Genomic DNA, 26,163 nt, shown 5'->3' on the forward strand with positions numbered 1-26,163 from the left:
TAACCGTATTCATCCTGTCTCCTTTCCTCAGAATTCATTTCACCGCCACTCAGTCCAATTACATGCTGGTCATTTACGACTACCTGAAAGTTCTGCAGTTCAATGCTTTCTTGAGCTATTAGATGGCGAAAGCAAAATGTGACGACAGGTAACCTCTAACTGAGCGTAGCTAAACAGGTTTATTCCTCTTCGACAGACTATTAATGGTTAAGTCAAAATGGTTATTTCTTGTGCGAAATAAGTGATTACAGTCAAAAAAAATCAATTAATTAGCAATTATTTTTTGCCTGTTTTTGCCATAAAAAGACAAAAAAACACCAATGTTTTAGTATCAAATTAAAAATTTCATAAGAAGATCTTCCTCATTTTCCTCATTCTTGAAAGTGACCAACATTATGATTATTTCCGCAAAGGAAATAATTTCCAGATAGGAAAGAATGCATGTCAATAAGTGAGTTTAGGCTTGCTGATGACGTGAAGTTTAACTCCATATTATATTGCCAGCTTGTCATTGGATCATTAATGCTTGATTTGTAGTGCTTTAAAAACAATCACTTAAGCGCTCTGTGTCTGTGAGTAAACAATCACTTATGTCTGGTTTTGATGATAGTGTCCACACAGAAAAAATGACTTGGTTAATCTTTGTTTCTGTGTGTGAACAAAGGGGTTAAGTTAATGCTTACTGTCTTGCTAATCCAATGGTTACAGCTTGTGATGAAATCGTTGTGGGGGGATGTTCAGTTTTTCTTGTAATGACTCGCTGGTGTCGTTTCTAAGGTTGTTTCTTTAGTCTGTATTTGACTGTTTTTTGATCGTCTGTTGCCTGGTAGGACGTTGTTAAACAAGCGGCATTTCAATGGATGGCAAATTTTGGTGCTTTTTTGGCTAAATAACCGAAATGAAACCCTTTTGGGCGAGGTATTTATGACGTTTTCGGTTATAATTCTGACCAACTAAAGTGCGAAAAGAACTCCATGAATCAATATCTAGCTATCACTTCACGAGGACTTGAGAATCTCCTTGCAGAAGAATTAACTCAACTTGGTGCAGAACAGATCCAAGTTGTCCATGCCGGCGTACGTTTCCGTGCAGAGCAGTCCACAGCCTACCGCTGCTGCTTATGGACACGTATCTCATCTCGAATTATTCAGGTACTGAGCGAATTTAATGTCCGTGATGACATGGATTTGTACCTGGGTGCTGCGGCGATCAACTGGACGAACTATTTCAATAGTGACACGCGTATCATCGTTGATTTCAACGGGACTAACCGCGAAATCCGTAACAGCCAGTACGGCGCAATGAAAGTCAAAGATGCGATTGTTGACCGCTTTACCAAAGCCGATCTTCGTCGCCCGAGTATCGACCGTGAACGTCCTGAACTACGGATCCATATGCGTCTTTCTGGAGAGAAAGGAGTACTGGGTTTAGATATGGCCGGAAGCGGCTTGCATCAGCGTGGTTATCGAACTGATGCGGGTAAGGCGCCGTTACGTGAAACTCACGCTGCAGCCTTGGTGATGAAGAGTGGCTGGACGAAAGATAAGCCTCTGCTAGATCCTATGTGTGGTTCAGGTACGCTGTTGATTGAAGCTGCGCTGATGGCCGCTGATATCGCACCGGGTATCAAGCGTAAGCGCTGGGGTTTTGAATCTATCAAAGATTTCGACAAAGAAGCTTGGCTTGAGATCCATGCTGAAGCCAAGGTGAAAGCACGCCGTGGTCCGGCGAAAGTTGAAACCAAATTTTTCGGTCGTGAGATGGACCGCCGTGTATTGAGCATTGCTCGCGATAATGCTGGCCGTGCCGGTGTGAAAGATCTCATTGATTTCGAGTACGGTGATGCAACTCAGCTAATCTGCCCGGAAGGTTTTGAAAATGGTGTGATCATCTGTAACCCTCCATATGGTGAGCGTCTGGGTACCACGCCAGAACTGATTTCATTGTACAGCGAGCTGGGTAATCGTCTTAAACTGGCCTTCTCGGGCTCGACAGCTGCAATCTACTCAGCTTCTAATGAACTTCTTAGTTGCCTGCGTATGCGTGCCGATAAGCAGTTCAAGTTGCGTAACGGCGCACTGGATTGTGTATTAAAGAGTTATTTGATCACCGGCGGTGCTGTTAAGCAGGTCGAAGGTGAGAAGGAAGGCACACTTGAAGAAGCTCAGGTTGCCCCTGACTTTGCCAACCGATTGAAGAAGAACATCACCAAGCTGAAGAAGTGGGCGAAGAAAGAAGGTATCGAGTGCTATCGTATCTACGATGCTGATCTGCCAAACTACAATGCGGCGATTGATCAGTATGGTGACTATCTGGTTATTCAGGAATATGCTGCACCGAAGTCAGTGCCTGAAGAAAACGCTCGCCGTCGTATCATGGATATTCTCCGTGCCACCATTCAGGTAACAGGTGTTGATAACAGCAAAGTGATCCTGAAAGTGCGTGAGCGCCAGAAAGGCAAGAGCCAGTACCAGAAGCTATCAAGTGCAGAGCGCCACATGATAGTGAACGAGTATGGTGTTCAATTGAAGGTCAATCTTTACGATTATCTTGATACTGGGCTGTTCCTTGATCACCGTGTTACACGTCGTAAACTGGGTGAAATGGCTCAGGGCAAAGACTTCCTGAATTTGTTCGCCTATACAGGTTCTGCATCGGTTCATGCGGCTTGCGGCGGGGCTAAATCAACGACAACCGTTGACATGTCAAACACTTATTTGCGTTGGGCTCAGGAGAATATGGAGCTCAATGGTCAGGTTGGCCGTCAGCACCAGTTTGTACAGGCAGATTGTCTGCAATGGTTGCAGGAAGTGGACGAGAGTTTTGATTTGATCTTTATTGATCCTCCAACATTCTCGAACTCTAAGCGTATGAACCAGAGTTTTGATGTGCAGCGTGACCACATTATGCTGATGGAAAACCTGAAGCGTATGTTGCGTCCTGAAGGGCAAATTGTTTTCTCGAACAACAAGCGTCACTTCAAGATGGATTTCGACAAGCTGGAAGAACTTGGTCTCCAGGCTAAGAACATCTCAGATAAAACGCTTCCTATGGATTTTGCGCGAAACAAGCAGATCCATAACTGCTGGATAATTACACACAAGGAAGACTAAGTGCTAATTACGCTATATAGCACGGAAGGGTGTCATCTCTGTGAGCAGGCTTATAGCCTGCTCATCGACGCGGGTGTACAGGAGCACGTTCAGGTGGTGGATATCGCCTTTGATGACGTGCTCTTTTCACGTTACGGCGTCACCATCCCTGTGCTATCAATTCAACATCCTGATTCAATCTCCGAACTTGGCTGGCCATTTGATGCAGCCGAGCTTGCAGTATGGTTAAACAATAATGGCATTAATTAAAATTAGTAACGCGCAACTAGCGTATGGCGATCACGCACTCCTTGATGGTACAGAGTTCATTCTGCAGCCAAACGAACGTGTTTGTCTGGTTGGCCGCAACGGTGCGGGTAAATCGACCCTGATGAAAGTCATCGATGGTGAGGTGTTGCTTGATGACGGTAGCATTCAACGTCAGTCAGAACTTACAGTGTCACGTCTTGAACAAGATCCTCCTCGTAACGCAGAGGGAACGGTATTTGACTATGTGGCTGAAGGGCTTGCCGAAATAGGTCAGGTGCTTCGTGAATATCACCATTTGTTGGCTCTCATCTCAAGCGACCCGTCTGAATCGAATATTAATAAGCTGGCACGTGCTCAAGGTAAAATTGACCATACCGATGCCTGGCAGTTCGACAACAAAATAGCCTCGGTTCTAGAGCACCTCCAGTTAGAGCCAGGAACGTTGCTAAAAGACCTTTCTGGTGGCTGGCAGCGAAAAGCCGCATTGGCACGTGCTTTGGTGTGTGACCCTGATATTCTGCTGCTTGATGAGCCGACTAATCACTTGGACGTCTCAACGATTGAGTGGCTGGAAGGCTTCCTGAAAGAGTTCCGTGGTTCGATCGTCTTCATTTCTCACGACCGTGCATTTATTCGTTCGATGTCAACGCGCATTATCGATCTTGACCGCGGTAAGCTTGCTTCTTTCCCGGGGGATTACGACAAGTATCTCGATGCCAAAGAAGAGATGCTGCGTGTCGAGGCGGAGCAAAATGCCGAGTTCGACAAAAAGCTTGCCCAGGAAGAAGTTTGGATCCGTCAGGGCATCAAAGCGCGACGTACCCGTAATGAAGGTCGTGTTCGTGCGTTGAAGCAGCTACGTCGTGAACGTAGTGAGCGCCGAGAAGTCGTTGGTAAAGCGGACATGCAGCTTCAGGAAGCCAACCGCTCCGGTAAAATCGTGTTCGAAGCTGAGCACATTTCCTATAGCTACGGCGACAAGCCAATTATCAAAGACTTTAGCTTTAATGTGATGCGTGGCGACCGCATTGCGCTGATTGGCCCTAACGGCTGCGGCAAGAGTACCTTGCTAAAAGTCATGCTAGGGCAGCTTGAGGCATCACAGGGTCACTTCCATTGCGGTACCAAGCTAGAAGTGGCGTACTTTGATCAGTACCGCGAAGTACTTGATCCTGAAAAAACGGTTATGGATAACCTGGCAGATGGTAAGCAGGAAGTGACGGTAAATGGCCGTACTCGCCATGCGTTGGGCTACCTTCAGGACTTCTTGTTCCATCCGCGCCGTGCCCGTACACCAGTCAAAGCCTTGTCTGGCGGAGAGAAGAATCGCCTGTTATTGGCAAAATTGTTCCTTAAGCCAAATAATTTATTGGTACTTGATGAACCAACCAACGATTTAGATATCGAAACGTTGGAACTTTTGGAAGAAATACTTGCCAATTATCAGGGGACATTACTTTTAGTTAGTCACGATCGTCAATTTGTTGATAACACAGCAACAACGAGCTGGCTCTTCGAAGGTAACGGTGTCATTGATGAATACGTTGGTGGTTACCACGACGCCCAGGAACAACGTGCAAATTCGCTGACACAAATCGCGAAGGCGCAGGCAGAACAGATAGAAGCTGCCAAGAAGAAAGAAGAGAACAAACAGCGTCAGGAAACACGTTCACGCTCAGGTAAGAAGCTGTCATACAAGCTTCAGAAAGAGCTTGAAGACCTGCCGAAAAAAATCGAAGAACTGGAAAATGAAATTGCACAGCTGCAGGAGTCAATCAATGATCCTGCGTTCTTCCAGGATGTGAATAATGATACTCAGGCAACTCTGGGCCGCTTAGCGGAAGCAGAAGAGGAGTTTGAGCAAGCATTTGAACGCTGGGAAGAGCTAGAGGCAATGCAGAAGGAATCCTAATGCAACATAAGACGTTAAAGTTATCGACACTGGCAGTACTTATTGCTGGTGTTACTCAGGCAAATGCAGCTGTTTATCAGATTGTAGAAGTCGATGGCGCCAGCAGTGGTGTCGGCTCGCTTCAGTATTACAGCAAGAACACGTCTGATGTTCAAAGCCGTGTCGAGTTCTATGCTCAGGGTGTCGAGAGCTCAGGCTCGGAAAACTGCTTTACCCAAAGTTGTGACGCTTCTACTTATGCAATCTTCGGTGAAAGCCGCCTGGGTAGCGATGGGATTAATTATCGAGATGAAGTGCCGTTCATCAGTGATAACCGTCAGGAAGTTAATGATTTCTTTAGACTGCGTTCATACTGTACTAACAACCTTGGTTTTAATACTTGTGATGATTGGGCAAATACCGCTTACTACGGCCTTAACTTCAATGAAGAAAATGCTCAGGACGGGAGCGGTTTCGGAGGCCTTCATCGTGAACATGTTGCCTGGAACGAGAACTACTATTCCAATGCTTTCCCGCTGATTGAAGAAACAGCGGGCGAACTAAAAAGAGTTGAAACCTTTGCTGAGGATGCATCCAATTACGACTCGGCAACAGTTGCTGCGTTGGGTACAAAAGTGTCGACCCATGAAACAACCAATGGTGTTGTTAACCGTATTGGTCAGTTCTCTGGTAACGCATTTCAGTTAGGCATCACTAGTTCGGCGTATTTTGAAAGCAATAACCGCTATGCGCGTCAGTTCAACAAGCGTGGCTTCGTTAATGCTGGTGCGACACCGGCAAAATCAGCTCTAAACCCGGTATCGACTTCCGAGGCGCTGGTTACTCAGATGGGCCAGACTCTGGCCTGGGATGCTGTTGAGTACAACGGTCAGCTATTGGTCGTTGGTAGTGCTTCATTTAGTACCAGTAAACTGTCAGACGATAATAAGCTTCCGTCAGATACAGATGGGAAAGATCGTTTGTCACTTAATGATGGTGAATTTGAGAAATGTGCAACTACTGCGAGTGATGTAAACAACTTGTTTACCACAAAGGAGTGTCAGTTCTCTGTCTTTGCGAATGATGCGGTTTTCTGGACTGTCGATAATACTGGTACAGCGTCTGTGAATGCTGAACCTTTAGCAGATAGAGTCGATAGTAAGGGAAAGACTTATCCGGCGTTAGATCCTGACAATGAAGAAATTCGTTCTTTCCAGGCATCTGCACGCGCGGTAGCTTTGGTAGGCAACCAGCCTGTTGCAGTAGGTTTTTCATCAGATTCAATTGCCAATAATTCGGTTAATACCGTTGACGGTGACTATTACGCCGTACGTGCTGCTATCTATACGCCTAAATCAGGTTTTACCGTTGGCTCCGAACAGTGGGAAAGAACGATTATCCCAGGTCTGGATATTGAGGAAGGTAATACTCGTAAGCTTCGTTTCTCTATGGCGACAGACATTAACAGTAACAATAAGGTGATTGGTTTCAGTAAAAATGTTAATTCTGAAAATCGCTCTTATGCTGAAACGATGTTTGTCTACGATAATACTGCCGGTACGCTGAAGAAACTAGATTCCTCGATTGACCCGACTATCTTCTTCAAAGGCGTTAACGGTTATCCGTCTGCGATCAACGACAAAGATCAGGTTGTTGGCTGGGTGGACTCAGAGAGTGTTAACCAGGTTAATGGTCGTCAGCGTCGCCAGCGTGCATTTACCTACATGGCGGGGTCCGATATTGAAGATTCGCCACTTCAGGCCAACAAGGCTTGGATGCTGGACGATTTGACCAATGGTGGAAGCTTCAGTACCGATAATAATGCGTTCCGAATCGCTCAGGCAACGGATGTTAACGATGCTGGTATTATTTCAGCAACAGCATTCAAGTGTGAGGGTGGTTATCAGAATTTGACAAAAGACTCTCAGTGTTCAACAGATGAAAAGGTAGTTGCTGTTAAGTTGGTACCTATCGTAGACGGTACTATTGAACAGCGTCCTGAGGAGCAATCGACTATCGAACGAGAGGGGGCTTCTCTTGGCATGTTTGCTTTGACACTGCTTGGTTTGATTGGTTTCAGACGCAGAAAGTAATTTTTTGTTAAAATTGCTTATTTTTTACTCAGGCTCACAATTTGTGAGCCTGAGTTGTATCTGGGGTTGATCAATAGTTCTGTTTGGCTAATTCTTATAAGTGGAGTAACAAAAACTCCATCATTATGAAACTGTAATGAAAGAAACTCTGATAAGGATGAGGATCGCACTATGAAGAGACAAAAGCGGGATCGTTTGGAACGCGCACAGGCTCAAGGCTATAAAGCTGGTATCAATGGTCGTTCCAGTGAAGAATGTCCGTATCAATCTCCGGATGCCCGTACTAATTGGCTTGGTGGCTGGCGAGAAGCAAGAGAAGAACGGCAGACCGGCCTCTATAAATAACACTCCCTTCATATCACCCTTATTAAGCCCCTCAGGAGAAGGGGCTTTTGCTTTTATGAGCCTCTATAAATTACATATTCAATTAAATAATATTCTCTTAATTACTTGTGCTTCACAATAATCACCAAGAGCGAATCTTGTATTTTGTATCAACTGGTTTATTGAGAACTTTGAGTAAGTGCAAGGATTGATATGTGCCTTAAGTATACGCTCTCAATTCGAAATAATGCCACAGAGCGATCCGTTACATTCAGAGGAAGCAGTATGGAAGTTGACTATAAAGTAAATCATCCAATTACATCTGAAGAGTTTATAGAGTTACTAAATCGGACATCACTTGGAGAACGTAGGCCGCTTGAAAGTGAAGTTATTGTCAAAGCGATGCTTGATAACGCAAGTTTAATGGTGACAGCCTGGCTTGACGGTAAGTTGGTTGGTCTTGCCCGGTCTCTAACGGATTATCATTATTGCTGTTACTTGTCTGATTTAGCTGTAGATGAAAGTGTTCAATCAATGGGCATTGGGAAGTATCTCATCAAGAAAACAAAAGAAGCGCTGAAGCCTGAGTGTAAGATTGTATTGTTAGCAGCGCCTTTAGCAGAAGAGTATTACCCGAAGATAGGCTTCGATGCCTGTAAAAGTGCCTGGGTTCTATCTGATATCATTAAGCTCGTAATATGATTAGGTGCTGGGCGATACACTGTAACGCAGATATAATCTTTATGATTCAACGACTTATCTGGTTTTAAGTGGCCTGTGTGTTTAATGCAAGGTGAGTAAGCTAATGATTTGGCTGGTGGTTTTTTATTGGCTCAAGCTGTGACGCTGTCACTGACTGGGCTGTAGAGTAGGGTTTTGTTAAGTAGGAAAAACCGTTACAAGGTAACAAAAAAGGCCGCATAAGCGGCCTTTTATCAATGAGTTCTGGCTTAGAAAGTAGACGTGTCTTTGAACAGACCGACTTTCAAATCTTTCGCGACGTAAATTTCTTTACCGTCTACCAGAACGCGGCCATCAGCAACGCCCATGATTAGCTTACGGTTGATAACGCGCTTAAGCTGAATGTCATAAGTCACTTTCTTTGCATCTGGAAGGATCTGACCTGTGAACTTCACTTCGCCTACACCCAGTGCACGGCCTTTGCCTTCACCACCGGCCCAACCAAGGAAGAAACCAACGAGCTGCCACATTGCATCAAGACCAAGGCAGCCTGGCATTACAGGGTCACCTTTAAAGTGGCAGTCAAAGAACCAAAGGTCAGGGTTGATATCCAACTCAGCGTGGATGAAACCTTTTCCGTGCTCACCGCCTTCGTCAGTGATTTCAATGATACGGTCAATCATCAACATGTTGTCAGATGGCAAAGATGGGAAAGCTGGACCGTGTAGTTCGCCTTTACCACATGCAACTAGTTCTTCGTAATTATAAGATTGCTGGCGTTTCATCAGACTTATTTAGCTCCTTGAAAAGTATGGAGGCAATTTAGCTTACACATGTACGCCAAACAACTCGGATCAGTTCTGGACAAACCAGTTACGGATACGTGCTAACCAGCTGACTTCACTATCAAGATCACCATGATGGAAGTGATCTATGCGCTGTGCAATCTTAGCCAGTAAGGTTTCTGAGTCGTCTTCTTCACCTCGGAAAGCTTTACCTGTTAACAAAGGCAAGGCCTCATCAACGCTCTCAACGGTCCATAGGTGGAATTTACCCGCCTTGATCGCTTCGGTAACCTCATCGTTGAGACATAGATTGCTCTGGTTTGTTTTCGGTAGGATAACACCCTGCTTGCCTGTTAGGCCGCGGAAGGCACACACCTTATAGAAACCCTCAATCTTCTCGTTGATACCGCCAACTGCCTGTACACGACCAAATTGGTCTACCGCGCCTGTGACAGCAATCTGTTGGTTGATTGGCTGAATAGCAAGCGCCGATACTAATGAGCATAGCTCAGCGAGCGAGGCACTGTCGCCATCAACCTCACAGTAAGACTGTTCAAACACGATTGAGGCGGAGTACGGAAGCGGTTGGTCAAGATCTAACGCGGTACTGACAAATGCCTGCATGATCATCATACCTTTGGCATGGATGTTACCCGCAAGGTCGGCTTTACGCTCAACGTCTGAAATATCGCCGTCGCCAAAGTGAACGACACATGAAATTCGGGCCGGCTCGCCATATGCACAAGGGTGTCCGGGTACCTCAACAACGGTCAGGCCGTTTACCTGGCCAATTTCTTCTCCTTGGCAGTTGATAACAACCTGACCATGGTGAATATCTTCGATAGCACGCTCTGGCAAATATGACTCACGGAATTCGCGGGCCTTGAGTGAGTCTGCCAAGTGTTGCGCGGTAATCTTCTGTCCCTGAGACTCAATGGCAGCTTCACATAGCAGACTCTGGTGCCAGATAGGGCACAGAGGAACACGTGTCTGGTCTTCGGCGTAGCGAGCCCCTGTTTTGAGTAAGATTGTTAGTGCGTGATGGTCGGCCAGATCAGGCAGCTGTGCATTACGGCTAATAGATTTGAGGTAAGAGAGGTATAAAGGAAGGCTCTCTTCACTAATCACCAGGTCTTGTTCGAACTCACCGTACATTGAAAAGCCAGAGGAGAGATCCGGTTCTGCATTTTCAAGTTCGGCCATGAGGTAACGATCACCGATCAAGATGAGTTTTACGTTTAGCTGCTCGGCGGCGGGAAGCGGGTACAGGGTCTTGTTGGATGAGGCTTGCCATTCGAGCTTACCATTCATCAGAACGCTTTTGAGGCGCGGCCACAGGCTAGGGTTACTGAGTATGCTGGTAACCGATAAGACGAGGTAGCCATTGTTTGCCTGGTGTACCAGTCCGTGCTTGATTTGTTGTTTGGTAAGCTTGCTGTCGTCGAGCGGTGGGTAAACAGCACCAAAAAGACTTTGTTCTGTCACATTCTCGCCGATCACAATAGGGCTTGCATCAAGATGACTACTCTTTGACTGCTTGTTTTTGGCGTCATGTTGAGTCAGTAATTCGATAACATAATCGCGATAGACCTTGTTATCAGGTGCGGTAATGCGAAGAACCCGGGGTTGCAATTCAACACAGGTAAATCGGCGTACGGCATCCGTTAGACGATCTTGTAAAATACCGGCTTTCGCTGGTGTTAGATCGTCATATTTCTCTAAGATGGCTTGATACTTTGAGTAGTCTGGAGTCATTGTACGCCAGGATTCTTCATGCATGGGCTTTAGCTTTATTTCGTTACTGTGAAAAGGACAGCAGTATAAAGGAATCAATGGCCGCATAATAGGCAGAGATTGACGATATTTTCGGGTTGTCGCTTTTCAGTATCGGTATCGTTTCGTTTTTATCGCCCTGGCTTCAGGTTAGAGTGTAGGATAAGAGTTCGCCTGTATCATTTGTTGCAAGAAAAGTTGATAATGGTCCGGAACACTCTGAAAACAATCAGTAATATATCAAATAGGTAATTGAGCTTTTTCCTGTCTACGGTTACACTGTCACAGTTTAAGTGTAGTCTTTTTGAGAATCTCCTACGAATATGAAATATCAGCAGCTTGAAAACCTCGAAGCCGGTTGGAAATGGAAGTACTTGGTAAAGAAATGGAAGGAAGGTGATGCGATCACCTGCCACATCGATACCAGTGAGGCCGAAGCGGCTGTACAAGACTTACTTGCGATAGAGCACGAGCCTACCAAGGTCATTAAATGGATTGACAAGCATATGTCGCCGGACCTTGATAAGAAGCTGAAGCAGGCTATACGTGCCAAGCGTAAACGACATTTCAATGCCGAGCAGGTTCATACCCGTAAAAAGTCCATTGATCTTGATTATCGTGTCTGGGAAAAACTGGCAGAGAAATCCAGAGAACTAGACTGCACGCTGTCTGATACAATCGAATACCTCTTAAGTGAAAGTAATAAGACCGAACAGGCGAGCAAGAAGGTGCTGGACATAAAGAATGATCTGCATGATCTGTTAGATATTGATCTCGAATGATATCTGTCAGTTGCTTTTCTAGGACTGGCAAAACGGCCAGATGTAAGATTTTAATATACGCTTAAAGAAAACCGCTTAAAGGAGTAAGTGAATGGAATATGTCATTGTACTAGCCATTGCTGTGATCTTTCTCGTTTTCAAAGATCGCCCAATCATGGTGCTGAAATTTGAAGATGGCGAGCTAACCCAGTCTAAAGGCAACATTCCGCATGGATTCCTGATCGGCTGTAAAGACATTGCGCACAAGCAACCGTTTTCCGGAAAAATAAAGGTGTATCGAAATCGCTTTGCAACCAAGCTTGTTTTTTCCAAGAGTGTACCAAGCAAAGTGAAACAGCGTATCCATAACGTTTTTCCTCATACGAGCTCTCCGAAAAAGCGTGGTCGTCGCGCTTAATCTATTTTTTATGGAATTCTTAAGAAATGGCTTCCTCGGAGGCCATTTTTATTTCATGGTTATCACTGTATTTAATCAGGCTTTATTATGCTCACACCTCATGCCTTCCGTTTGACACAAGGCGCAGACCTCAAAGAGGCTATTTTTGATTACGTTAAGCGTGAGTCGATTCAGGCTGGCTCCATACTTAGCTGTGTTGGCTGCTTAGTATCGGCCAATATTCGCCTTGCCGATGAAAGCCAGTCATTGAGTTTGGCTGGACCACTAGAAATTTTGACCTTGTCCGGTACATTGACGCCGACACATGTACATTTGCATATCTCTGTCGCAGATAAGAATGGTGCTGTATACGGTGGCCATCTAATGGATGGGTCAGAAGTTTCCTATACTGCAGAAATCTGCCTGGCCAGTTATGGGAACCTAGCATTCAATCGAAAGCTGGATCCTGAAACCGGTTTTGATGAGCTTGTTGTCGAAAAGACCCATTTGCAAAGCGAGTAAGCTGTTGATTCCCTATGGTATATACTGAAAGATATCGGTCTGTCATAGGGATATCGTGATGGCTTCAACCCCAGAATACTTCCAGGACAAGCTATCTGGCAACCATTGCTTTGGTTGTGGCACTGAAAATGATCATGGCTTACATATCAAGAGCTACTGGATGGCAGAGAACAAGGCAGCGTGCCATTTTGTTCCTCAGTCATTTCATACGGCAGCTCCCACGCATTTTCTCAATGGTGGGGTGATTGCGACAATTATTGATTGTCATTGTATATGTACTGCAATAGCTTATGCCTATCAGCAACAGGGGCGAGAAATAGGCAAGGGGACACCATTATGGTATGCCACAGGTGCCTTGTCCCTTCGTTACAAACGTCCGGTGAATATTAATAGTCGGATACTTTTGGAAGCGACTGTTTCGGGCTATAACGAGAAACAGGCTAAGGTCGACTGTTTACTAAAGGTTGATGATACGGTTTGTGTCGAAGCGACTGTAGAAGCCATTGCGGTCAGCGAGGAGTGGATGAAGCAAAATACATGATCCCGCCTGGGTATACTGAACGAGGTTGTTACTTTCCTCTTAGCAGAGAGTAACAACCCCAAATACGGTGTAAATAGATCTTGTTATTGACCAGTTATTTTACTGCACTGATCAAAGCTTGCTGGCTAGATAAATATTGATTAATGGTTTCCCTTATGGCTGCTAATTCAGCCTCTGCTTTTAACCGGCGCTCTTTTTCTTCTTCGTATTGTTTGCCCAGCTCTACGGCCATATAGCCGCCTTTAATTAGCGCTTTCGTCGTTACATTACTATTGGTTAAGGCTTTCAAGTCTTCAATCATGAAATAGTGTTTGTCGATATCTCGAATAGTTATTGCCATATCTGGGGCTTGTTCGTTGTAAATCAGTTAGATGGCATTTTAATTGATTTGTTAGTTACATCAAGTTATTTGATTGCATCTCTTAAGGGGGCGATAGAACCCAGAACTCAGTTTTGATTGCGATATGAGTCTTGTCACTATAATTTCTCATGACCTAATGCACTATAACTTTTGGGTTGGAAATATATAGAAAATTATTGAAGTATATTGGGTTGGTTAATAAATCAACATGTAGAATAAGCTTAAAACAGAGGTACTTGTAATATTATCTATTGGTATTAGAATTCATTGATACCAGTGATATAAGCATTTCAGGATAGAAATTGAATCAGCTCAATAAACATCTGTTGTCCACCACGAGCAGAGAAAAAAACATTCCAGGCAACCAGGGAATCGCTATGGTGAGGCATGGTAGCGAGGTTACCATCAGTATAAAAACCCCGTTAGGGCGACTATATCGAATTGAGACGGTTTTTATCGGCAGCAACAGTAGTGATGAGATTTTCTTTGAGCTTCCTGCAGTAAGTAAGTCCGTTATAGATGAATACTTTGATCAAGGTTTCTGGTTAACCGTTAAGGCTATATCTGAGAAAGGCGAGGGAGCGATCGTCAATTTCAAAACACAAATCATGTATACAATACTAAAACCAACCCGTTTATTGGTTTTAGAGCTTCCTCGAACAATGGGGCTGTTGCAGTTACGAAGCGAACCTCGCTATGACGTTAAGCTACAAGGAAAGATAGCATTAGCGCAACGTGAACTGCTGGTGGATTTTAAAGATTTATCCAAAAACGGTTGTTGTTTCTATCAAGATATTAATGGTCCGCAGCTTGATGAAGACATGCCTATTTTGGTTATGATTCAGAACCCGGCGAGCGGCAAAATGTTCACATTAACCGGATTGGTAAAAAGTGTGCATCGCTCAGGCTCTCAGAATTACTATGGCATGATGTTTGATTTTGACGGCCAGAAGCAAGCAAAGGCATTATTGGCGCAGCTGATTTTTGACGGTTCAAAATTGTCATTCAAACATTATCAGTAAATGAAGCAACAGAGGCTGTCTCTGTTCATGGCCTAACGCACTATAACTTTTATTTGCAACACAAAAACAACTAAATTTCTTTCTCTAAGACTTACCAATTTTAAAAAATACCAAATTGCCACACAGTCATGTGACCGTGTAACAGCGTGCTTTAAAGGTAATTCAAAATAGTTAAGGGTATGTAGGGAGACAGCGTTGAATTAAATAGCCAGTAGTTGAGATAGCTTAGAAAGAGGATGCTCGCTAAGTTTATGAACCAGTCTCTACAGTACCTGAGTTTGCTTTAAACTTTGCCAAACTACGTTGTACCTTCTGTACAGACAGTGGCTTGATCAAGTAATCATTAGGTTGGTGAGATAGTACCTTCTTAACGACTTCAGTTTCATTTTCTGATGTGATGATCGAAACGGGCATATTTGGCAACGTGCGCTTTATATAACTTAGTAAATCTAAGCCATCGAGTGGCTTCTCGATATTCAAATCCAGGAAAATAGCATCAATCTTATAGCTTGAATCGATAATTAGTTTTTGTGCTGATGCAATGTTGCTCACCTTGATGATTTCTTTCGGGGAGATACATTTTCGTATGATTTGAGATAAAACCTCAGCCATTAATTTATTGTCTTCAATAATTAAGAATCTATTCATCCGAACCCAACTCTGATCACATCATATTGATTCACATGCATATAAAGATAGAACACTCACAGTTGCGAAACAAGACTCTTCGTTAAGGATTCATGCATAGATAACAAAACACTCATTATCTTGAAATTGATTTTTGCACTTTGGAAATTGTATGCCTAACCTATCGAGAATCCGACCATGTGACGTTGTCACCCAAAGTACTGCCAGAATTTCTTTGAATCATAACTAGTCGTTGTGCTATATGTCAGATATATAAGTATTTTACTGTGATGAACCCATCGGATAGAAATACATTGAAGCTGTTATGATAGATACAGGAATTTAATGAGAGGTGATTATGGCTTTTAAAATCGGTGATGTTGTTCGCTTAAAAAGCGGTAGCCCCTTAATGACTGTGGTCGGCATATCTGGCTCCAGCCGAATAAGTTGCAAATGGTTTGTAAACAACGCGAACCCAGAGCAGTGTGAGTTTCCATCGCAAGCATTAAGTCTCTATGCCGGGCCTTTGCCTCAAGAGGAAGCGCAACAAGAAGCGCTGGCTTAAATGGTTAAGCAGACTCGAGAACAGTCTAAAGACTTGGGGATATTGATTCACAATACTGCGACACATTACCGTGTAACTTTTGACTAAAAGATTGTTTGCTCTGAGATTAAATACAAAAACTCCACCGCTATGGTGGAGTTTTTGTTTAGTCTTATCGGCGCTTACTACTTGCTATAAGCTACCTTGTAGTAAGCCATTTCAGTTCGCATTCCCATCATTAAGCTCACACACATTGTCAATAAGATAATAGTGAATGGTAGAGCCGTAGAAATTGCTCCTGCTTGTAGCGCTTGGATGGCCTCTGTGCCACCGACCCAGAGCAGAACAGCAGCGATCGCACCTTCAATAGTTGCCCAGAAAATACGTTGAGGAACCGGCGCATCTACTTTACCGCCGGCTGTAATGCTGTCGATAACCAGAGAAGCGGAGTCTGAAGAGGTAATAAAGAACACCATGATCAGAACGATTGAGATCACTGAAAGCATCGTGCTTAACGGTAATGCCTCATAGACATTGAACAGAGACAGAGTGATGTCTGTTAAACCGTTTGCACCAAGTTCACCCACTTTATTAGCTACCTGGTCAATGGCAATACCACCAAATACCGACATCCAAACTAGCGTAATGAGAGTAGGGATGAAGATCACAGCGATGATAAACTCACGAATAGTCCGACCTTTTGATACACGTGCAATAAACATACCTACACATGGAGACCAGGAGATCCACCAAGCCCAGTAGAATACTGTCCAGCCATGCATCCAGGTTTCGTCTTCACGGCCATGCGGGTTGCTGAGCGGCACGATGTTTTCAATGTAGCCCATAAGAGTTGTTGGTAGTGTATTGAGCGTAATGGCAAAGCCAACAAGGGCAACAAACAATAGCAGGGCGAATGCAATGAGTAAGTTTGCATTACTGAGAACTTTGACACCGCCATCGATACCACGAATAACTGAAACTACAGCCAGGCAAGTAACAAAGATAATCACGCCAATTTGCAAGCCAATACCTACATCGACACCAAATACGTGACTAATGCCGCTTGCAGCCTGCTGCGCACCTAAGCCCAGTGATGTCGCAAGGCCAAACAGCGTTGCGATAACCGACAAAATATCAATGATGTGCCCAAACCAACCCCAGGTACGATCACCAAGGATTGGGTAGAAAATGGAGCGCATTGAAAGCGGCAAGCCTTTGTTATAGGCAAAAAATGCAAGTGAAAGCGCGACTATTGCGTACATTGCCCATGGGTGAAGTCCCCAGTGGAACATCGTTGCGCCCAGAGCAACTTTAGCCGCTTCAGATGTATTAGCTTCGACACCCAGCGGCGTTTCATACCAACCCGTATAGTAGGCCACTGGCTCTGCGACGCCCCAGAACATAAGGCCGATGCCCATACCTGCAGCAAATAACATCGCAAACCATGAACTATTAGAATGTTCAGGTTTAGCTTCTCTTCCGCCGATGCGGATCTTACCAAAAGGGGAGACAACCAGAGCTAAACTGAAAATCAAAAAGATATTACCAGACCACATAATCAAACCATCAAAGTTATTGATGATCTGCCATTTAATGCCGTCTAGTGCTGCTTTGGCTGTTGAAGGCTCTGTTGCAAGAAGCGCAACGATAAAGAAAATGATCAGTCCAGCACTGATACCAAAAACTGGATTGTGAACATCAAATCCCCATTTCTGAATGTTGTCCTGACCGACTGTATAGTCAGTATTGTCGATACTGTATTTGTCCCTGATTTGTGACATTTTAGTCCTTATTCGATTAGCACACTAAGCATTCCCGGTGACTTTTAGCCGTTTTTTTTAATGGGATAAAAGGTAAATTCTTTAGAGTACTGAATGAAATTTTGAAAGATAGTAACAAAAATGACGATAAAAACCAAATTCACTCTGAAATTGACTAATAAAAACGCGTATTTATGCATGTGGTTGGTTGTTTTTTTAGGTTGAAATATTAGATATCTAATTAATTGACAAGCTAAGGGGGAAGCACTTTTCGTGTGAAGTCAATTGTCCTCTAAGCATTTCAGGTGCGCTTCATATCTTGGCTCATTGAGTCTCAGCCGAGGGTTTTATTTCTGATCGTATTGGTAAGCGAATGGTTGGAGCTTACTACCTTCTAATATGTAATGATGGGAGCTACTCAAAAAGAAAAGGTCGACCTACCGTAATCACAAACAATTTGTCGAGTAAAAACACTAATAACCTGATGGTGCTCATGTGTTTAAATGCTTTTGTTTGATATGTTTTCTGGTTCATATCAACATGGATAATATAACAATGAGTAAAACTAAATTAATGATTGGCTTGGGTATTTTGACGACCGTTGGGTTGGTAGGCTGCGGAGGAGGTGGCTCTGATACCACACCAACGCCAACGACAGCGCAATCATTTTCAGGCAATGGAATTTATATCAATAGCAATGACTTTATTGTTATGGCAGTAGATTCAAAGCGCACCAAAAATAATCTTATCGTCGGTGATTTCAACTACGGTTCAGTGCTTATTGTTGACAGTGCAACAACCAGCAAGAACCAGATGAATACAAAAGGCATGACTCTTGCCGACCGTAATGGCTTTGCTTATGACCCGGACCAGACAATGACAGCCAGCTTTGTTGGAAGCGTGGGGACATTGACTGCTGTTATTGACAACACCAACATCGTGTATTCAATGGATAAAGCCAGCGCATCATTACCTCTGGACCAAATTGTCGGTACGCACACTAACCCTTCAGACGGCAGTACGTGGACAGTCAACGCTGATGGTTCATTTTCAGTAAATGGTATGTGTACCATTTCAGGCAACCTAAAGCGTAACGGCGATCTGTTCAATATCGATAAGGCCACCGCCGTTAGCTGTAACGATGCATCCCTAAATGGTGACTATCATGGTGTATTGATGACAGTTAGCCGCAATGGCACACAGTACGTTGCAGGCATTCTAGGCAATGACACTGCGTTACTCTGGGGTAATGCAGTTAAAAGCTAATCCGGTGGAATAAAGGGGCTCAATGAGCCCCTTTGCTTTCACTGTGCGGTTTATCCCGTTTGAAAATGTCTGCATGCTTCCCCAGATTACAATGTCTCTCTTCAAGGTCGTTCAGCCTGCTCAGTGAGAGGCGGCAGAGCAGGGAAGTCAGGGTTTCTTCCGGCTGCCGGCTTTAAATTGTTCGGGATGAATCAATACCGGGTTTAGCTGTTCAAGTTGCCGGATTGCCCGCTGCTGGGCGGTCCGTTTCGGCGCTTTCTTGCTGCGCCCGCGTTTTTGTTGCTGCTCGAACTCTTCCTGCTTGGCCTGGGCAAATTTCAGTACTGCACCGAGGCGCTAGTTGTCAACGACTTGTCCCTGGTCAACCTCGGCCAGATTGTCGAAGATTTTGAATTCTAACTTCCGGTGCCATACTGGATGGCAATGGTACCGTCAGGCCGATGCATGTCCTGGCAAAAGCGGCGATTGAAATCAGCGGTAAAGTCGGGGAGCCAGGCATTGGCTTGCTCGATGGTATTTATGCCTTGCAGACGCATCTCCCTGACTAAGCGATCCTGTAACGTTTTGTTCGCACGCTCGACGCGGCCCTTGGCTTGCGAACTGTTGGCGCAGATGAGCTCGATATTCAGATCATTGAGCACTCGGCCTTCAAACCAGTCATGGTGGGAGCCGTTAATCTGGATCATCTCGCCAAAACAATCGTTGATGGAGCAATGCCAATGTCTGTAATTTCAATTTATCATCGTAGCGATGATTGCCGGGCTGGCCACGCCTTAAAGAAACCAAACCGGCAGCGCCGAACTCAGCGAAGCGTTTGACCAAACGATAAACTTGGCGAGGGCTCAGCTTAAGCAAACGGGCAGCTTCGACACCGGTGATGCATTTGTCACAGGTATCTTGAGCTTGATTTGTCAGTCATGGTCAATAGCATCCAAAGGCCCCAAACACGGTAAAGAAAGCGTGCTTAAAAGCTAGTTCAACATGACATTTCAATCTGGCTCAAACCTGGCACCTCTAACTAGATCTTACAACCCGAGTACGCATTATGATTGTCTTATGTTAAACGATAATCATCAGAAAAATATACACTTTGTGGATATTCACTGTGTTTATTATGCAATTCCTCATTAACTAAGGATTGCAAAAAGTGACACCATGTCCAAAAAATTAACTAACAATTACATTTTCAGAAAATTCACTTGCGGGTTATCAAAGATTGAGACAGCTAACCTTTGTTTCAAAAGTGTGAGGACCGTCACGCGTTGGGATTATGGGCAAGACATACCCCCAGAATGCAGAAGGCTTATGAAAATGTACTCCGGCAGGGAATTGGGCGCTCTAAATGAAAATTGGGAGGGCTGGAGAATCAATAAAGAGGAACTCATTGTACCCGGAGGGTGGAGCCTGACACCTGATAGAATCATTACAGGTAACGCACTATTAGAGCTAAACAATGAGAGCGACAGGCTAGGTAAAATGGAAATAATGAAAGCAGCTAGATTGCTAAACAGCATGAACACCAATAAGAGCCAATAAAAAAAGCCCCAAAATGGGGCTTATGGGCTAGCTGCGCTTATCTAACGTTACTTTACCAGTAGTTTCGGAGTAAGTTAGAGTATAAGGCACTAAAGTAAACTCAAAGATACATTTATTACCATCCAACCCATCCCCTGTGAGTATTGGTTCTTCATAATCATCGCGAGTCAAACCTGAGTTAGGTAGCAAGTTTTCAATGATATTTTCACAAGTTTGAACATCACCAATTAACCTAGGGTAACCATGTTTATTAAAGTGAAGATTATAAATTTTGTAACCCCAATCCCCAGAACGGCCTTCTGCTACATTGGGGTCAGGCCCACCATCAACCAACCACTTTCCGTGGAAAAGAGAAACAGCTGAGCGAAGTGATCCTGCAATACTTGTATACGCTGAGCTAATAGAGTCATCTTTTACACGAAGAAATCTTGGAGCAGCTGTAACAGCAATAATCCCCAAAACAATCAAAACTATCACAAACTCAAGTAGCGTAAATCCCTTACGAAACTTCAAAACCAGACCTCAACCAATAGAAAACTGGTTGATTATGCAACAGGTGCATCACTACATCAAATAAATACTACATTGTGATAAAGGCGCACCACGCTGTAAGGCATGCCGCACCCAAAACTTTCACCCCGTATTACTAGACGGGGTTGTATCAAAATGGAATCATACTATGTTTAGAAATATCTGAAGTCATCCAAGGGTATTTATTTGTTGTTGATACATAATCAGAAGATACGTAAGTTGATTTACCGAAATATTCAATTGCATGAGTCGATTGATAACTATCTGGTAAATTATCAAAATTATAATCCCATCTTTCTTTCGCCTCTTGATAAAAAGCAGAAATAGAACAACTTCGAATTATTTTCCCTCTGGCTAAGTTGTCAGAATAAATAAGCTTGGTTTCTTCATCAATCAAATCAATCAATGAATTAAATGATGATGATATCTGCTCATAGTTCTTTACTAAGATATCCTTATTGAAAGTGAAGTTGACGATTTTTTTTGCAGTAATTGAGAAGTCTGAATTCAAAGTCGGCGACAAAACAGCTTCATCATAAAATATGCAGAATTTAATTAATTCAGGAAACTCAGTGCAAATGCTTGAAGTCATTAATTTCGAAACATCATAAAACAAAAAGTTAGATTGTCTTTCAGTCAACTTCCTATTTGTATAATTAAGCTGGACTTTGACCCATGACTCATCATCACTATATATCATATTAACATCTACAAACGAATTACCTAATGAAGAAATGGATTGGTACCATTCATCAGTTGTATTTGTCGGCACCCTAGTAGACATTGAGTAAAGATTGTTCAAACAACCCTCAACAGACATCAAGACATGACGAATATTTTGCTTTATTAACTGTAAATCATCTAATTTTATCGGACGAAAATGTGCAATAGAATTTCTTACCGTTAAAATCTCATGAAGCTTATTATCAATCACATCTTTTCCGCCATTGAAGTATGGCTTGAATGTAGGCCAGTTAGCCTCAGATAATATAATTTTGATTAGTTCTCCTGCTGTCAAATGAACTAGGGGAGATGTAATCTTTTCTCCTAAATAACCAAACTTATCGGCATGCTTAACGCGTGGTGAAATTAAAGATTTAATTTGCTTTCCATCACAATTAACCTCTTGCCATTTATCTAAATACTTAACTTTAAGAATGGTATAAACAAAAACCCTTAAAGAGTTTTCAAAACGAAACAATATATTATATGCCTCATAATAATGTAAATGCAGCCAATTTGTAGGCACCTTGTACGTATTTCCATCAAACTCACTTTTAATTAACTCTGATTCAAGCCAATTCAAAATAAACCTCATTATATATAGTTCATAAAACACCCATTATGTTAAATGACCGATTTTACGCACAAAAACAGAGACTTCGGTCACTTAACGCTCAATAGCGCAAATTATGGCATATATCTAACTGCAAATCTGTACATAACTGCCTTGAAAGTTAGTTACGGTTTGGAAGGGGAGGATTGGCGGTAACAGCTTGCAATCTAGTACGGGGGAGTACCGAGCTGAAACCGCCAAAATCACGTCTATACCTCTGACTATGTACATGCAGCCTCACGAGGTAAAGAGGCTAGTATCATTCTTTCGATTCAATCAACGCCATGAAGAAAGGACAGATTTATCGGTTACAAGGCGTTGCGAGTCCTGTTGTTATTCGACTTTCAAGATCACCGGTGCTGACAGTCCATCAAGGCGCACGCCGTAAGTAATGGTGGAATCTACCCCCGTGATACAGTACGGGGGTTCTCGTCCTTCCGTCGCTTCTCGCTCAGCCTTCGCTCGGCCGCTCTGGGCGTCCTGAGAACAAGCAAAACCAACACACAAGACATCTAAGAAAGAACCGAAGAATAGGAGAGCCCTGAACCCAAAAGCAGGCTAAGCAGGAAGGAGGGGTTTTCAGGCAGTTATCAGCATGGTCGGGCACGGCAATTTGAAACCTGTTGCAAAAATCAACCACAACGAGTTGCCTTGGCATGCCTTCGGCATAAAAAACACCCACCTGAAAGTTAATAACATAAATGAAAGTGATAAAAATATTAATGTATTTAAAAACCAACTAAGGACATTCATTTTTATTTAAAAACCAAGCAAGGCATACACAAAACACCACCAGATTTTAAGCAGAAGCACAAAAAGATAAATGCAATAGGAATTCAAATGTAATGATTACATAGATAATTACACATTAGTGAAAGTAAATTACGAAAATCAAAATAAACTTACTTGCGGCTTATCAATACGCCGCTCATCCGCCTTAGTGTTGTTGGCCAGCTGCTGGTCAAAGCCATTCCCAACAGGCGGGCAGGTAAGGAAATGAACCAAGTCACCTTTCTTAATCTGTACAAGGCATTCATCCAGTACCACAAAAGACACCCCCGTCAGCTCAAGGTGTTTCTTGTTCAGGTAGAACACCCCAGAACGAGATACCACCTTAAGCAACAGGTCTAGGTCAACCGTCTCTCCGCGACGGCTAACCAAGACACTGGACACATAAACTTCCTCGGCCCCGTTATAGGGAAAGAAGGAAGCCAAACCACCTAAACGAAAATGACCAGAATCAGACGCTTTATGATCACCGTTGCGACCAGCACCAGTACCCAAGCCCCCAGAACGCGGAGCACTTTGGTCAATATCCCCCGAAGTCTCAACATCAGAGGATGATTGAGCACCCGAAACCTCGGCAACTTGACCGCCTTCAGTAACCGACGAATCCGAAGCCACATCATCAGTAAGAAAACCGGATAACGCATAAATTAAATACCCCATACAAAAGAACACAATTAAAAACGCAATTAGAATCTTTGGTTGCTTGAAAAGCGCGACGGCCTGACCGGATTTAGTTTGCTTGCCCGTACCCGTCGACGAATAAAGCAGGTGTACCGCAACGGGTACTTTCTGGTAGTAAATTAAATCATCTTTGGCTGGCTTGGTGGTTGCCACAGTAGGGTGATGCTCATAGACACGCGGCTTACGCTTTCGAAACAGCATATCGGTATTCTTATGCTGTCTGGCAACCTCGGCACAGCCCTTAACCTCAGAGGGGATTTGCTTAAAGTCAGGCGTAAGCATGACAATATCCCAGTTGTATTTACGGTGACGCATGAACGCACCGTTAAACTCGAAGGGATAAAGCAAGCGGCCCGTTTCGTCATATTGCGTCCGGCCCGTATCATCCAGTTCACCGTCATCAATATTTTCGATATCAACAGGCTGCCATTTAGATTCAAACAGCTCTCTAAAGCCAGCTGGCAAATCAGGCTCAAACTCCTCGAAGGGTAAGAGTTGCTGTTTTTCCATCTTGAAGCCGACATGCTTACCGAACAAATCCTGACACTCGTCTATCAGCAGGAACGAGCCGATAGGTGCCCAACAGAACCAGTTTTGCCAGAGCTTAACGCCCGGCAGGTTACGAGAACTAATCCTGATTAGCTGGGCCGAATCAGGAAACTTTTCACCCAGCCGTTTCTCGATCACCTTTAATGGTTGCATGCCCTCGACATTGGTGATGCAGACACGACCCGCACGCAGGTTAGGCAGCAAGTCAAACCAGACCGCACAGGCCGACTTATACGAACCGTTAGCCCCATAACGAAAAGAAACCGCCATATCACCACCCCAGAACACGCAAAACAAATGCCGTTGCATAGGCATCAAACAACATTCTTAACCCATCAGGGAAACCGTAAGCTGTCAGTACATAACGAACATCAGGGGAAAGGCGATTGAAAGCTATTTCAATCAAGTCATAAACCCCATAATTAGATAACAGTTCCCTGGCTATCGTCAGAGCCAAGTTCAATGTATAAATCTTGGTATCCAGCCAAATATCAAATAACAGCAAACCCAGATAAATAAATAACTGCTCAATGTAGTGGGGGATATTTAGAATAAACACAACCACCGATGAAATACCATCACCAAGAATCTGAAGGATACTATATATATATTCCATATTATTTCTTGCTCCCGAAAATCACCCAAAGACAAGTAAGGGCAAAAATAAAAATAATGACAGGGCGAATATCATCACCAATAGAAGCCATCTTTGTCAGGCTCGTATCTACCTCAACACCCTTGATATTCATCGAAGAATCAGACAAATAACCCGCATCAAAGGACGTAGAGAAGTTAAGGCCGACATCATCAAACATGGTATCTAGCTGATGCTTCTTGCCTGCTATAGAGTCCCTGAGAGTCTTAAAATCATCATCACCGATTACCGAAGAACCGATATCACGATGAGGGGAGGCTTTACCTGGTCCTTTATTTAGCAAATTACCGATATCACTAATTTCCTGATTTAGCCCGGACAACTTATTTTCAACAGAAGACAAATCAACTTCTTTATCCAACTTACCGCTAATTTCATTCAGAACATCATTACTAGTCCCATTAAGTTTATTTATTTCCTCAAGCTTGGCATTAATATCCTGTAGTTCCTTATTGGTAGCATCCATATCAACCGACACGCCAGTATCAGACAATGTCTGTAATAACGCTGTCTGTTTCTTAGATTCATCATGCTGAGCAAAAGCCTTATCTAGCTGTCCCATGGTATTTTCATAAATACTATTTAAGTAATCATTATTCTGATTACCCAAGTCAGACGTTAACTTCTCGATATTGGCAAGGAGATCATTTCCCTTACCAGAGCGTTTATCCAGTTCAGCAATACCGACACCCAAATCACCACCTAATTCATCCAGCTTGGCAGCAATAACCGCCTGATATTCTCCCTGCTTATCTCCAAGGCCCAAGGTTGCAGTTTTAATATCAGTCAAAGCACTTTTATTAGATTGGGTTAAACCATCAATACTGGATGCAATACCGAACGTATTAGATTTAATATCAGTAAAGTTTTCACTGTTAAAAGACTTCAAAGCAGAAATCTTATTTAATACAGGTGTTAAATCAGCAGGCTCTCCGGGGTCTCCTTTTAAACCCTGTAAACCTTGGATACCTTGAGAGCCACGAGCACCATTCTTTCCATCTTGACCATCACGACCATTGATACCATTTTTGCCATCTTCACCATCACGGCCATTAATACCATCTTTACCATCAACACCGTCACGGCCATCTATACCATCAATGCCATCTTCACCCTTGTCACCTTTGTCTCCCTTATCGCCTTTATCGCCTTTGTCTCCCTTATCGCCCTTATCGCCTTTATCACCTTTTTCCCCTTTGGTACCGCCAGAACTGGAACCACCACCGGAACTAGAACCACCACCGGAACCCCCAGAAGAACCAGAACCCCCAGAAGAACCGCCGCCACCAAAATCACCACCACCAGAACCAGTGTCACCACCAGAACCAGTGTCACCACCAGAACCAGTGTCACCACCAGAACCAGTGTCACCACCA

General features: G+C 43.7%; 25 protein-coding genes and 2 pseudogenes. 15 read left to right on the forward strand and 12 right to left on the reverse strand.

Annotated features, from left to right (window positions below):
* The first annotated feature begins 974 nt into the window (after positions 1-974).
* The 6 genes from rlmKL to BIT28_RS26660 all read left to right on the forward strand — a co-directional run bounded on the left by rlmKL (position 975) and on the right by BIT28_RS26660 (position 8,372).
* Positions 975-3,113 (forward strand): bifunctional 23S rRNA (guanine(2069)-N(7))-methyltransferase RlmK/23S rRNA (guanine(2445)-N(2))-methyltransferase RlmL, encoded by a 2,139-nt coding sequence (gene rlmKL, locus BIT28_RS26635; RefSeq protein WP_075767989.1) that lies wholly within the window; start codon positions 975-977, stop codon positions 3,111-3,113.
* Positions 3,114-3,362 (forward strand): glutaredoxin family protein, encoded by a 249-nt coding sequence (locus BIT28_RS26640; protein WP_075767990.1) that lies wholly within the window; start codon positions 3,114-3,116, stop codon positions 3,360-3,362.
* A complete protein-coding gene (gene uup, locus BIT28_RS26645) occupies positions 3,349-5,274 on the forward strand; it encodes an ATP-binding cassette ATPase Uup (RefSeq protein ID WP_075767991.1) in 1,926 nt (641 codons plus the stop codon). Before BIT28_RS26640 ends, uup begins: the two co-directional genes overlap by 14 nt.
* Positions 5,274-7,346: a DUF3466 family protein gene (locus BIT28_RS26650; protein WP_075767992.1), complete on the forward strand. Its 2,073-nt coding sequence runs from the start codon at positions 5,274-5,276 to the stop codon at positions 7,344-7,346. The genes uup and BIT28_RS26650 overlap by 1 nt, the downstream gene beginning before the upstream one ends.
* A 171-nt stretch (positions 7,347-7,517) precedes the next feature.
* The gene (gene rmf, locus BIT28_RS26655) at positions 7,518-7,691 is read left to right on the forward strand and encodes a ribosome modulation factor (RefSeq protein ID WP_075767993.1); all 174 of its coding nucleotides are present in this window, start codon (positions 7,518-7,520) and stop codon (positions 7,689-7,691) included.
* Positions 7,692-7,955: 264 nt separating this feature from the next.
* Positions 7,956-8,372: a GNAT family N-acetyltransferase gene (locus BIT28_RS26660; RefSeq protein ID WP_075767994.1), complete on the forward strand. Its 417-nt coding sequence runs from the start codon at positions 7,956-7,958 to the stop codon at positions 8,370-8,372.
* Positions 8,373-8,620: 248 nt separating this feature from the next.
* Here the strand turns inward: BIT28_RS26660 and fabA are convergent, their stop codons facing one another.
* Together fabA and BIT28_RS26670 are read right to left on the reverse strand one after the other, a co-directional pair.
* Positions 8,621-9,136: a bifunctional 3-hydroxydecanoyl-ACP dehydratase/trans-2-decenoyl-ACP isomerase gene (gene fabA, locus BIT28_RS26665; RefSeq protein ID WP_075767995.1), complete on the reverse strand. Its 516-nt coding sequence runs from the start codon at positions 9,134-9,136 to the stop codon at positions 8,621-8,623.
* 69 nt (positions 9,137-9,205) lie between these two features.
* Positions 9,206-10,915, reverse strand: coding sequence for an AAA family ATPase (locus BIT28_RS26670; protein ID WP_075767996.1), 1,710 nt, complete (start codon positions 10,913-10,915; stop codon positions 9,206-9,208).
* Positions 10,916-11,232: 317 nt separating this feature from the next.
* Between BIT28_RS26670 and matP the strand changes: the two genes are divergently transcribed.
* The 4 genes from matP to BIT28_RS26690 all read left to right on the forward strand — a co-directional run bounded on the left by matP (position 11,233) and on the right by BIT28_RS26690 (position 13,130).
* Positions 11,233-11,691, forward strand: coding sequence for a macrodomain Ter protein MatP (matP, locus tag BIT28_RS26675; RefSeq protein ID WP_075767997.1), 459 nt, complete (start codon positions 11,233-11,235; stop codon positions 11,689-11,691).
* A gap of 91 nt (positions 11,692-11,782) precedes the next feature.
* Positions 11,783-12,088: a DUF3634 family protein gene (locus BIT28_RS26680; RefSeq protein WP_075767998.1), complete on the forward strand. Its 306-nt coding sequence runs from the start codon at positions 11,783-11,785 to the stop codon at positions 12,086-12,088.
* A gap of 87 nt (positions 12,089-12,175) precedes the next feature.
* Positions 12,176-12,589: a PPC domain-containing DNA-binding protein gene (locus BIT28_RS26685; protein ID WP_075767999.1), complete on the forward strand. Its 414-nt coding sequence runs from the start codon at positions 12,176-12,178 to the stop codon at positions 12,587-12,589.
* Between the two features lie 58 nt (positions 12,590-12,647).
* Positions 12,648-13,130, forward strand: a complete 483-nt coding sequence (locus BIT28_RS26690; RefSeq protein WP_075768000.1) for a PaaI family thioesterase — start codon at positions 12,648-12,650, stop codon at positions 13,128-13,130.
* Between the two features lie 94 nt (positions 13,131-13,224).
* Here BIT28_RS26690 and BIT28_RS26695 read toward each other — a convergent pair whose 3' ends face one another.
* Positions 13,225-13,470 (reverse strand): hypothetical protein, encoded by a 246-nt coding sequence (locus tag BIT28_RS26695; RefSeq protein WP_075768001.1) that lies wholly within the window; start codon positions 13,468-13,470, stop codon positions 13,225-13,227.
* 323 nt (positions 13,471-13,793) lie between these two features.
* Here BIT28_RS26695 and BIT28_RS26700 point away from each other — a divergent pair, with 323 nt between their 5' ends.
* Complete coding sequence (locus tag BIT28_RS26700; RefSeq protein ID WP_245823907.1) at positions 13,794-14,513, forward strand: PilZ domain-containing protein; 720 nt, start codon at positions 13,794-13,796, stop codon at positions 14,511-14,513.
* Positions 14,514-14,762: 249 nt separating this feature from the next.
* Here BIT28_RS26700 and BIT28_RS26705 read toward each other — a convergent pair whose 3' ends face one another.
* Entirely contained in the window at positions 14,763-15,161 is a 399-nt protein-coding gene (locus tag BIT28_RS26705; protein WP_075768002.1) for a response regulator, read from the reverse strand.
* A gap of 337 nt (positions 15,162-15,498) precedes the next feature.
* On the opposite strand from BIT28_RS26705, the gene BIT28_RS26710 reads away from it, so the two are divergent.
* Entirely contained in the window at positions 15,499-15,705 is a 207-nt protein-coding gene (locus BIT28_RS26710; protein ID WP_075768003.1) for a YodC family protein, read from the forward strand.
* A 164-nt stretch (positions 15,706-15,869) separates the two neighbouring features.
* On the opposite strand, the gene BIT28_RS26715 is transcribed toward BIT28_RS26710, so the two are convergent.
* Positions 15,870-17,465 (reverse strand): BCCT family transporter, encoded by a 1,596-nt coding sequence (locus BIT28_RS26715; protein ID WP_075768004.1) that lies wholly within the window; start codon positions 17,463-17,465, stop codon positions 15,870-15,872.
* 534 nt (positions 17,466-17,999) lie between these two features.
* On the opposite strand from BIT28_RS26715, the gene BIT28_RS26720 reads away from it, so the two are divergent.
* Positions 18,000-18,710, forward strand: a complete 711-nt coding sequence (locus BIT28_RS26720) for a hypothetical protein (RefSeq protein WP_075768005.1) — start codon at positions 18,000-18,002, stop codon at positions 18,708-18,710.
* 216 nt (positions 18,711-18,926) lie between these two features.
* The gene (locus tag BIT28_RS30110) at positions 18,927-19,109 is read left to right on the forward strand and encodes a hypothetical protein (protein WP_245823909.1); all 183 of its coding nucleotides are present in this window, start codon (positions 18,927-18,929) and stop codon (positions 19,107-19,109) included.
* A 35-nt stretch (positions 19,110-19,144) separates the two neighbouring features.
* On the opposite strand, the pseudogene BIT28_RS30115 reads toward BIT28_RS30110, so the two are convergent.
* Positions 19,145-19,411 (reverse strand): annotated as a pseudogene (locus tag BIT28_RS30115) (hypothetical protein); the annotation flags it as partial.
* Positions 19,383-19,565, reverse strand: a complete 183-nt coding sequence (locus tag BIT28_RS30120; RefSeq protein ID WP_075768006.1) for a helix-turn-helix domain-containing protein — start codon at positions 19,563-19,565, stop codon at positions 19,383-19,385. The gene BIT28_RS30120 and the pseudogene BIT28_RS30115, both read right to left, overlap by 29 nt.
* 300 nt (positions 19,566-19,865) lie before the next feature.
* On the opposite strand from BIT28_RS30120, the gene BIT28_RS26735 reads away from it, so the two are divergent.
* Positions 19,866-20,246: a DUF3653 domain-containing protein gene (locus BIT28_RS26735; protein WP_075768007.1), complete on the forward strand. Its 381-nt coding sequence runs from the start codon at positions 19,866-19,868 to the stop codon at positions 20,244-20,246.
* A gap of 27 nt (positions 20,247-20,273) precedes the next feature.
* Here the strand turns inward: BIT28_RS26735 and BIT28_RS30245 are convergent, their stop codons facing one another.
* The 5 genes and pseudogenes from BIT28_RS30245 to BIT28_RS26760 all read right to left on the reverse strand — a co-directional run.
* On the reverse strand, positions 20,274-20,759 hold the full coding sequence (locus BIT28_RS30245; RefSeq protein ID WP_075768008.1) for a type II secretion system protein: 486 nt from the start codon (positions 20,757-20,759) through the stop codon (positions 20,274-20,276).
* 148 nt (positions 20,760-20,907) lie between these two features.
* Complete coding sequence (locus tag BIT28_RS26745) at positions 20,908-22,083, reverse strand: hypothetical protein (RefSeq protein WP_139310524.1); 1,176 nt, start codon at positions 22,081-22,083, stop codon at positions 20,908-20,910.
* A gap of 921 nt (positions 22,084-23,004) precedes the next feature.
* On the reverse strand, positions 23,005-24,402 hold the full coding sequence (locus BIT28_RS26750; protein WP_075768010.1) for a zonular occludens toxin domain-containing protein: 1,398 nt from the start codon (positions 24,400-24,402) through the stop codon (positions 23,005-23,007).
* A gap of 1 nt (position 24,403) precedes the next feature.
* The gene (locus tag BIT28_RS26755; RefSeq protein ID WP_075768011.1) at positions 24,404-24,748 is read right to left on the reverse strand and encodes a DUF2523 family protein; all 345 of its coding nucleotides are present in this window, start codon (positions 24,746-24,748) and stop codon (positions 24,404-24,406) included.
* Between the two features lies 1 nt (position 24,749).
* Positions 24,750-26,163 (reverse strand): annotated as a pseudogene (locus BIT28_RS26760) (hypothetical protein); the annotation flags it as partial.

Origin of the sequence: Photobacterium proteolyticum (assembly GCF_001939735.1) — a bacterium.
Classification (GTDB): Bacteria; Pseudomonadota; Gammaproteobacteria; order Enterobacterales; family Vibrionaceae; genus Photobacterium; species Photobacterium proteolyticum.

What these genes read in the sequence shown, in the direction of transcription:
- rlmKL (WP_075767989.1), top strand. Translation starts at nt 975, where the DNA reads ATGAATCAATATCTAGCTATCACTTCACGAGGACTTGAGAATCTCCTT.
- uup (WP_075767991.1), top strand. Translation starts at nt 3,349, where the DNA reads ATGGCATTAATTAAAATTAGTAACGCGCAACTAGCGTATGGCGATCAC.
- BIT28_RS26650 (WP_075767992.1), top strand. Translation starts at nt 5,274, where the DNA reads ATGCAACATAAGACGTTAAAGTTATCGACACTGGCAGTACTTATTGCT.
- rmf (WP_075767993.1), top strand. Translation starts at nt 7,518, where the DNA reads ATGAAGAGACAAAAGCGGGATCGTTTGGAACGCGCACAGGCTCAAGGC.
- BIT28_RS26660 (WP_075767994.1), top strand. Translation starts at nt 7,956, where the DNA reads ATGGAAGTTGACTATAAAGTAAATCATCCAATTACATCTGAAGAGTTT.
- fabA (WP_075767995.1), bottom strand. Translation starts at nt 9,136, where the DNA reads ATGAAACGCCAGCAATCTTATAATTACGAAGAACTAGTTGCATGTGGT.
- BIT28_RS26670 (WP_075767996.1), bottom strand. Translation starts at nt 10,915, where the DNA reads ATGCATGAAGAATCCTGGCGTACAATGACTCCAGACTACTCAAAGTAT.
- matP (WP_075767997.1), top strand. Translation starts at nt 11,233, where the DNA reads ATGAAATATCAGCAGCTTGAAAACCTCGAAGCCGGTTGGAAATGGAAG.
- BIT28_RS26680 (WP_075767998.1), top strand. Translation starts at nt 11,783, where the DNA reads ATGGAATATGTCATTGTACTAGCCATTGCTGTGATCTTTCTCGTTTTC.
- BIT28_RS26685 (WP_075767999.1), top strand. Translation starts at nt 12,176, where the DNA reads ATGCTCACACCTCATGCCTTCCGTTTGACACAAGGCGCAGACCTCAAA.
- BIT28_RS26690 (WP_075768000.1), top strand. Translation starts at nt 12,648, where the DNA reads ATGGCTTCAACCCCAGAATACTTCCAGGACAAGCTATCTGGCAACCAT.
- BIT28_RS26695 (WP_075768001.1), bottom strand. Translation starts at nt 13,470, where the DNA reads ATGGCAATAACTATTCGAGATATCGACAAACACTATTTCATGATTGAA.
- BIT28_RS26705 (WP_075768002.1), bottom strand. Translation starts at nt 15,161, where the DNA reads ATGAATAGATTCTTAATTATTGAAGACAATAAATTAATGGCTGAGGTT.
- BIT28_RS26710 (WP_075768003.1), top strand. Translation starts at nt 15,499, where the DNA reads ATGGCTTTTAAAATCGGTGATGTTGTTCGCTTAAAAAGCGGTAGCCCC.
- BIT28_RS26715 (WP_075768004.1), bottom strand. Translation starts at nt 17,465, where the DNA reads ATGTCACAAATCAGGGACAAATACAGTATCGACAATACTGACTATACA.
- BIT28_RS26720 (WP_075768005.1), top strand. Translation starts at nt 18,000, where the DNA reads ATGAGTAAAACTAAATTAATGATTGGCTTGGGTATTTTGACGACCGTT.
- BIT28_RS26735 (WP_075768007.1), top strand. Translation starts at nt 19,866, where the DNA reads ATGTCCAAAAAATTAACTAACAATTACATTTTCAGAAAATTCACTTGC.
- BIT28_RS26750 (WP_075768010.1), bottom strand. Translation starts at nt 24,402, where the DNA reads ATGGCGGTTTCTTTTCGTTATGGGGCTAACGGTTCGTATAAGTCGGCC.
- BIT28_RS26755 (WP_075768011.1), bottom strand. Translation starts at nt 24,748, where the DNA reads ATGGAATATATATATAGTATCCTTCAGATTCTTGGTGATGGTATTTCA.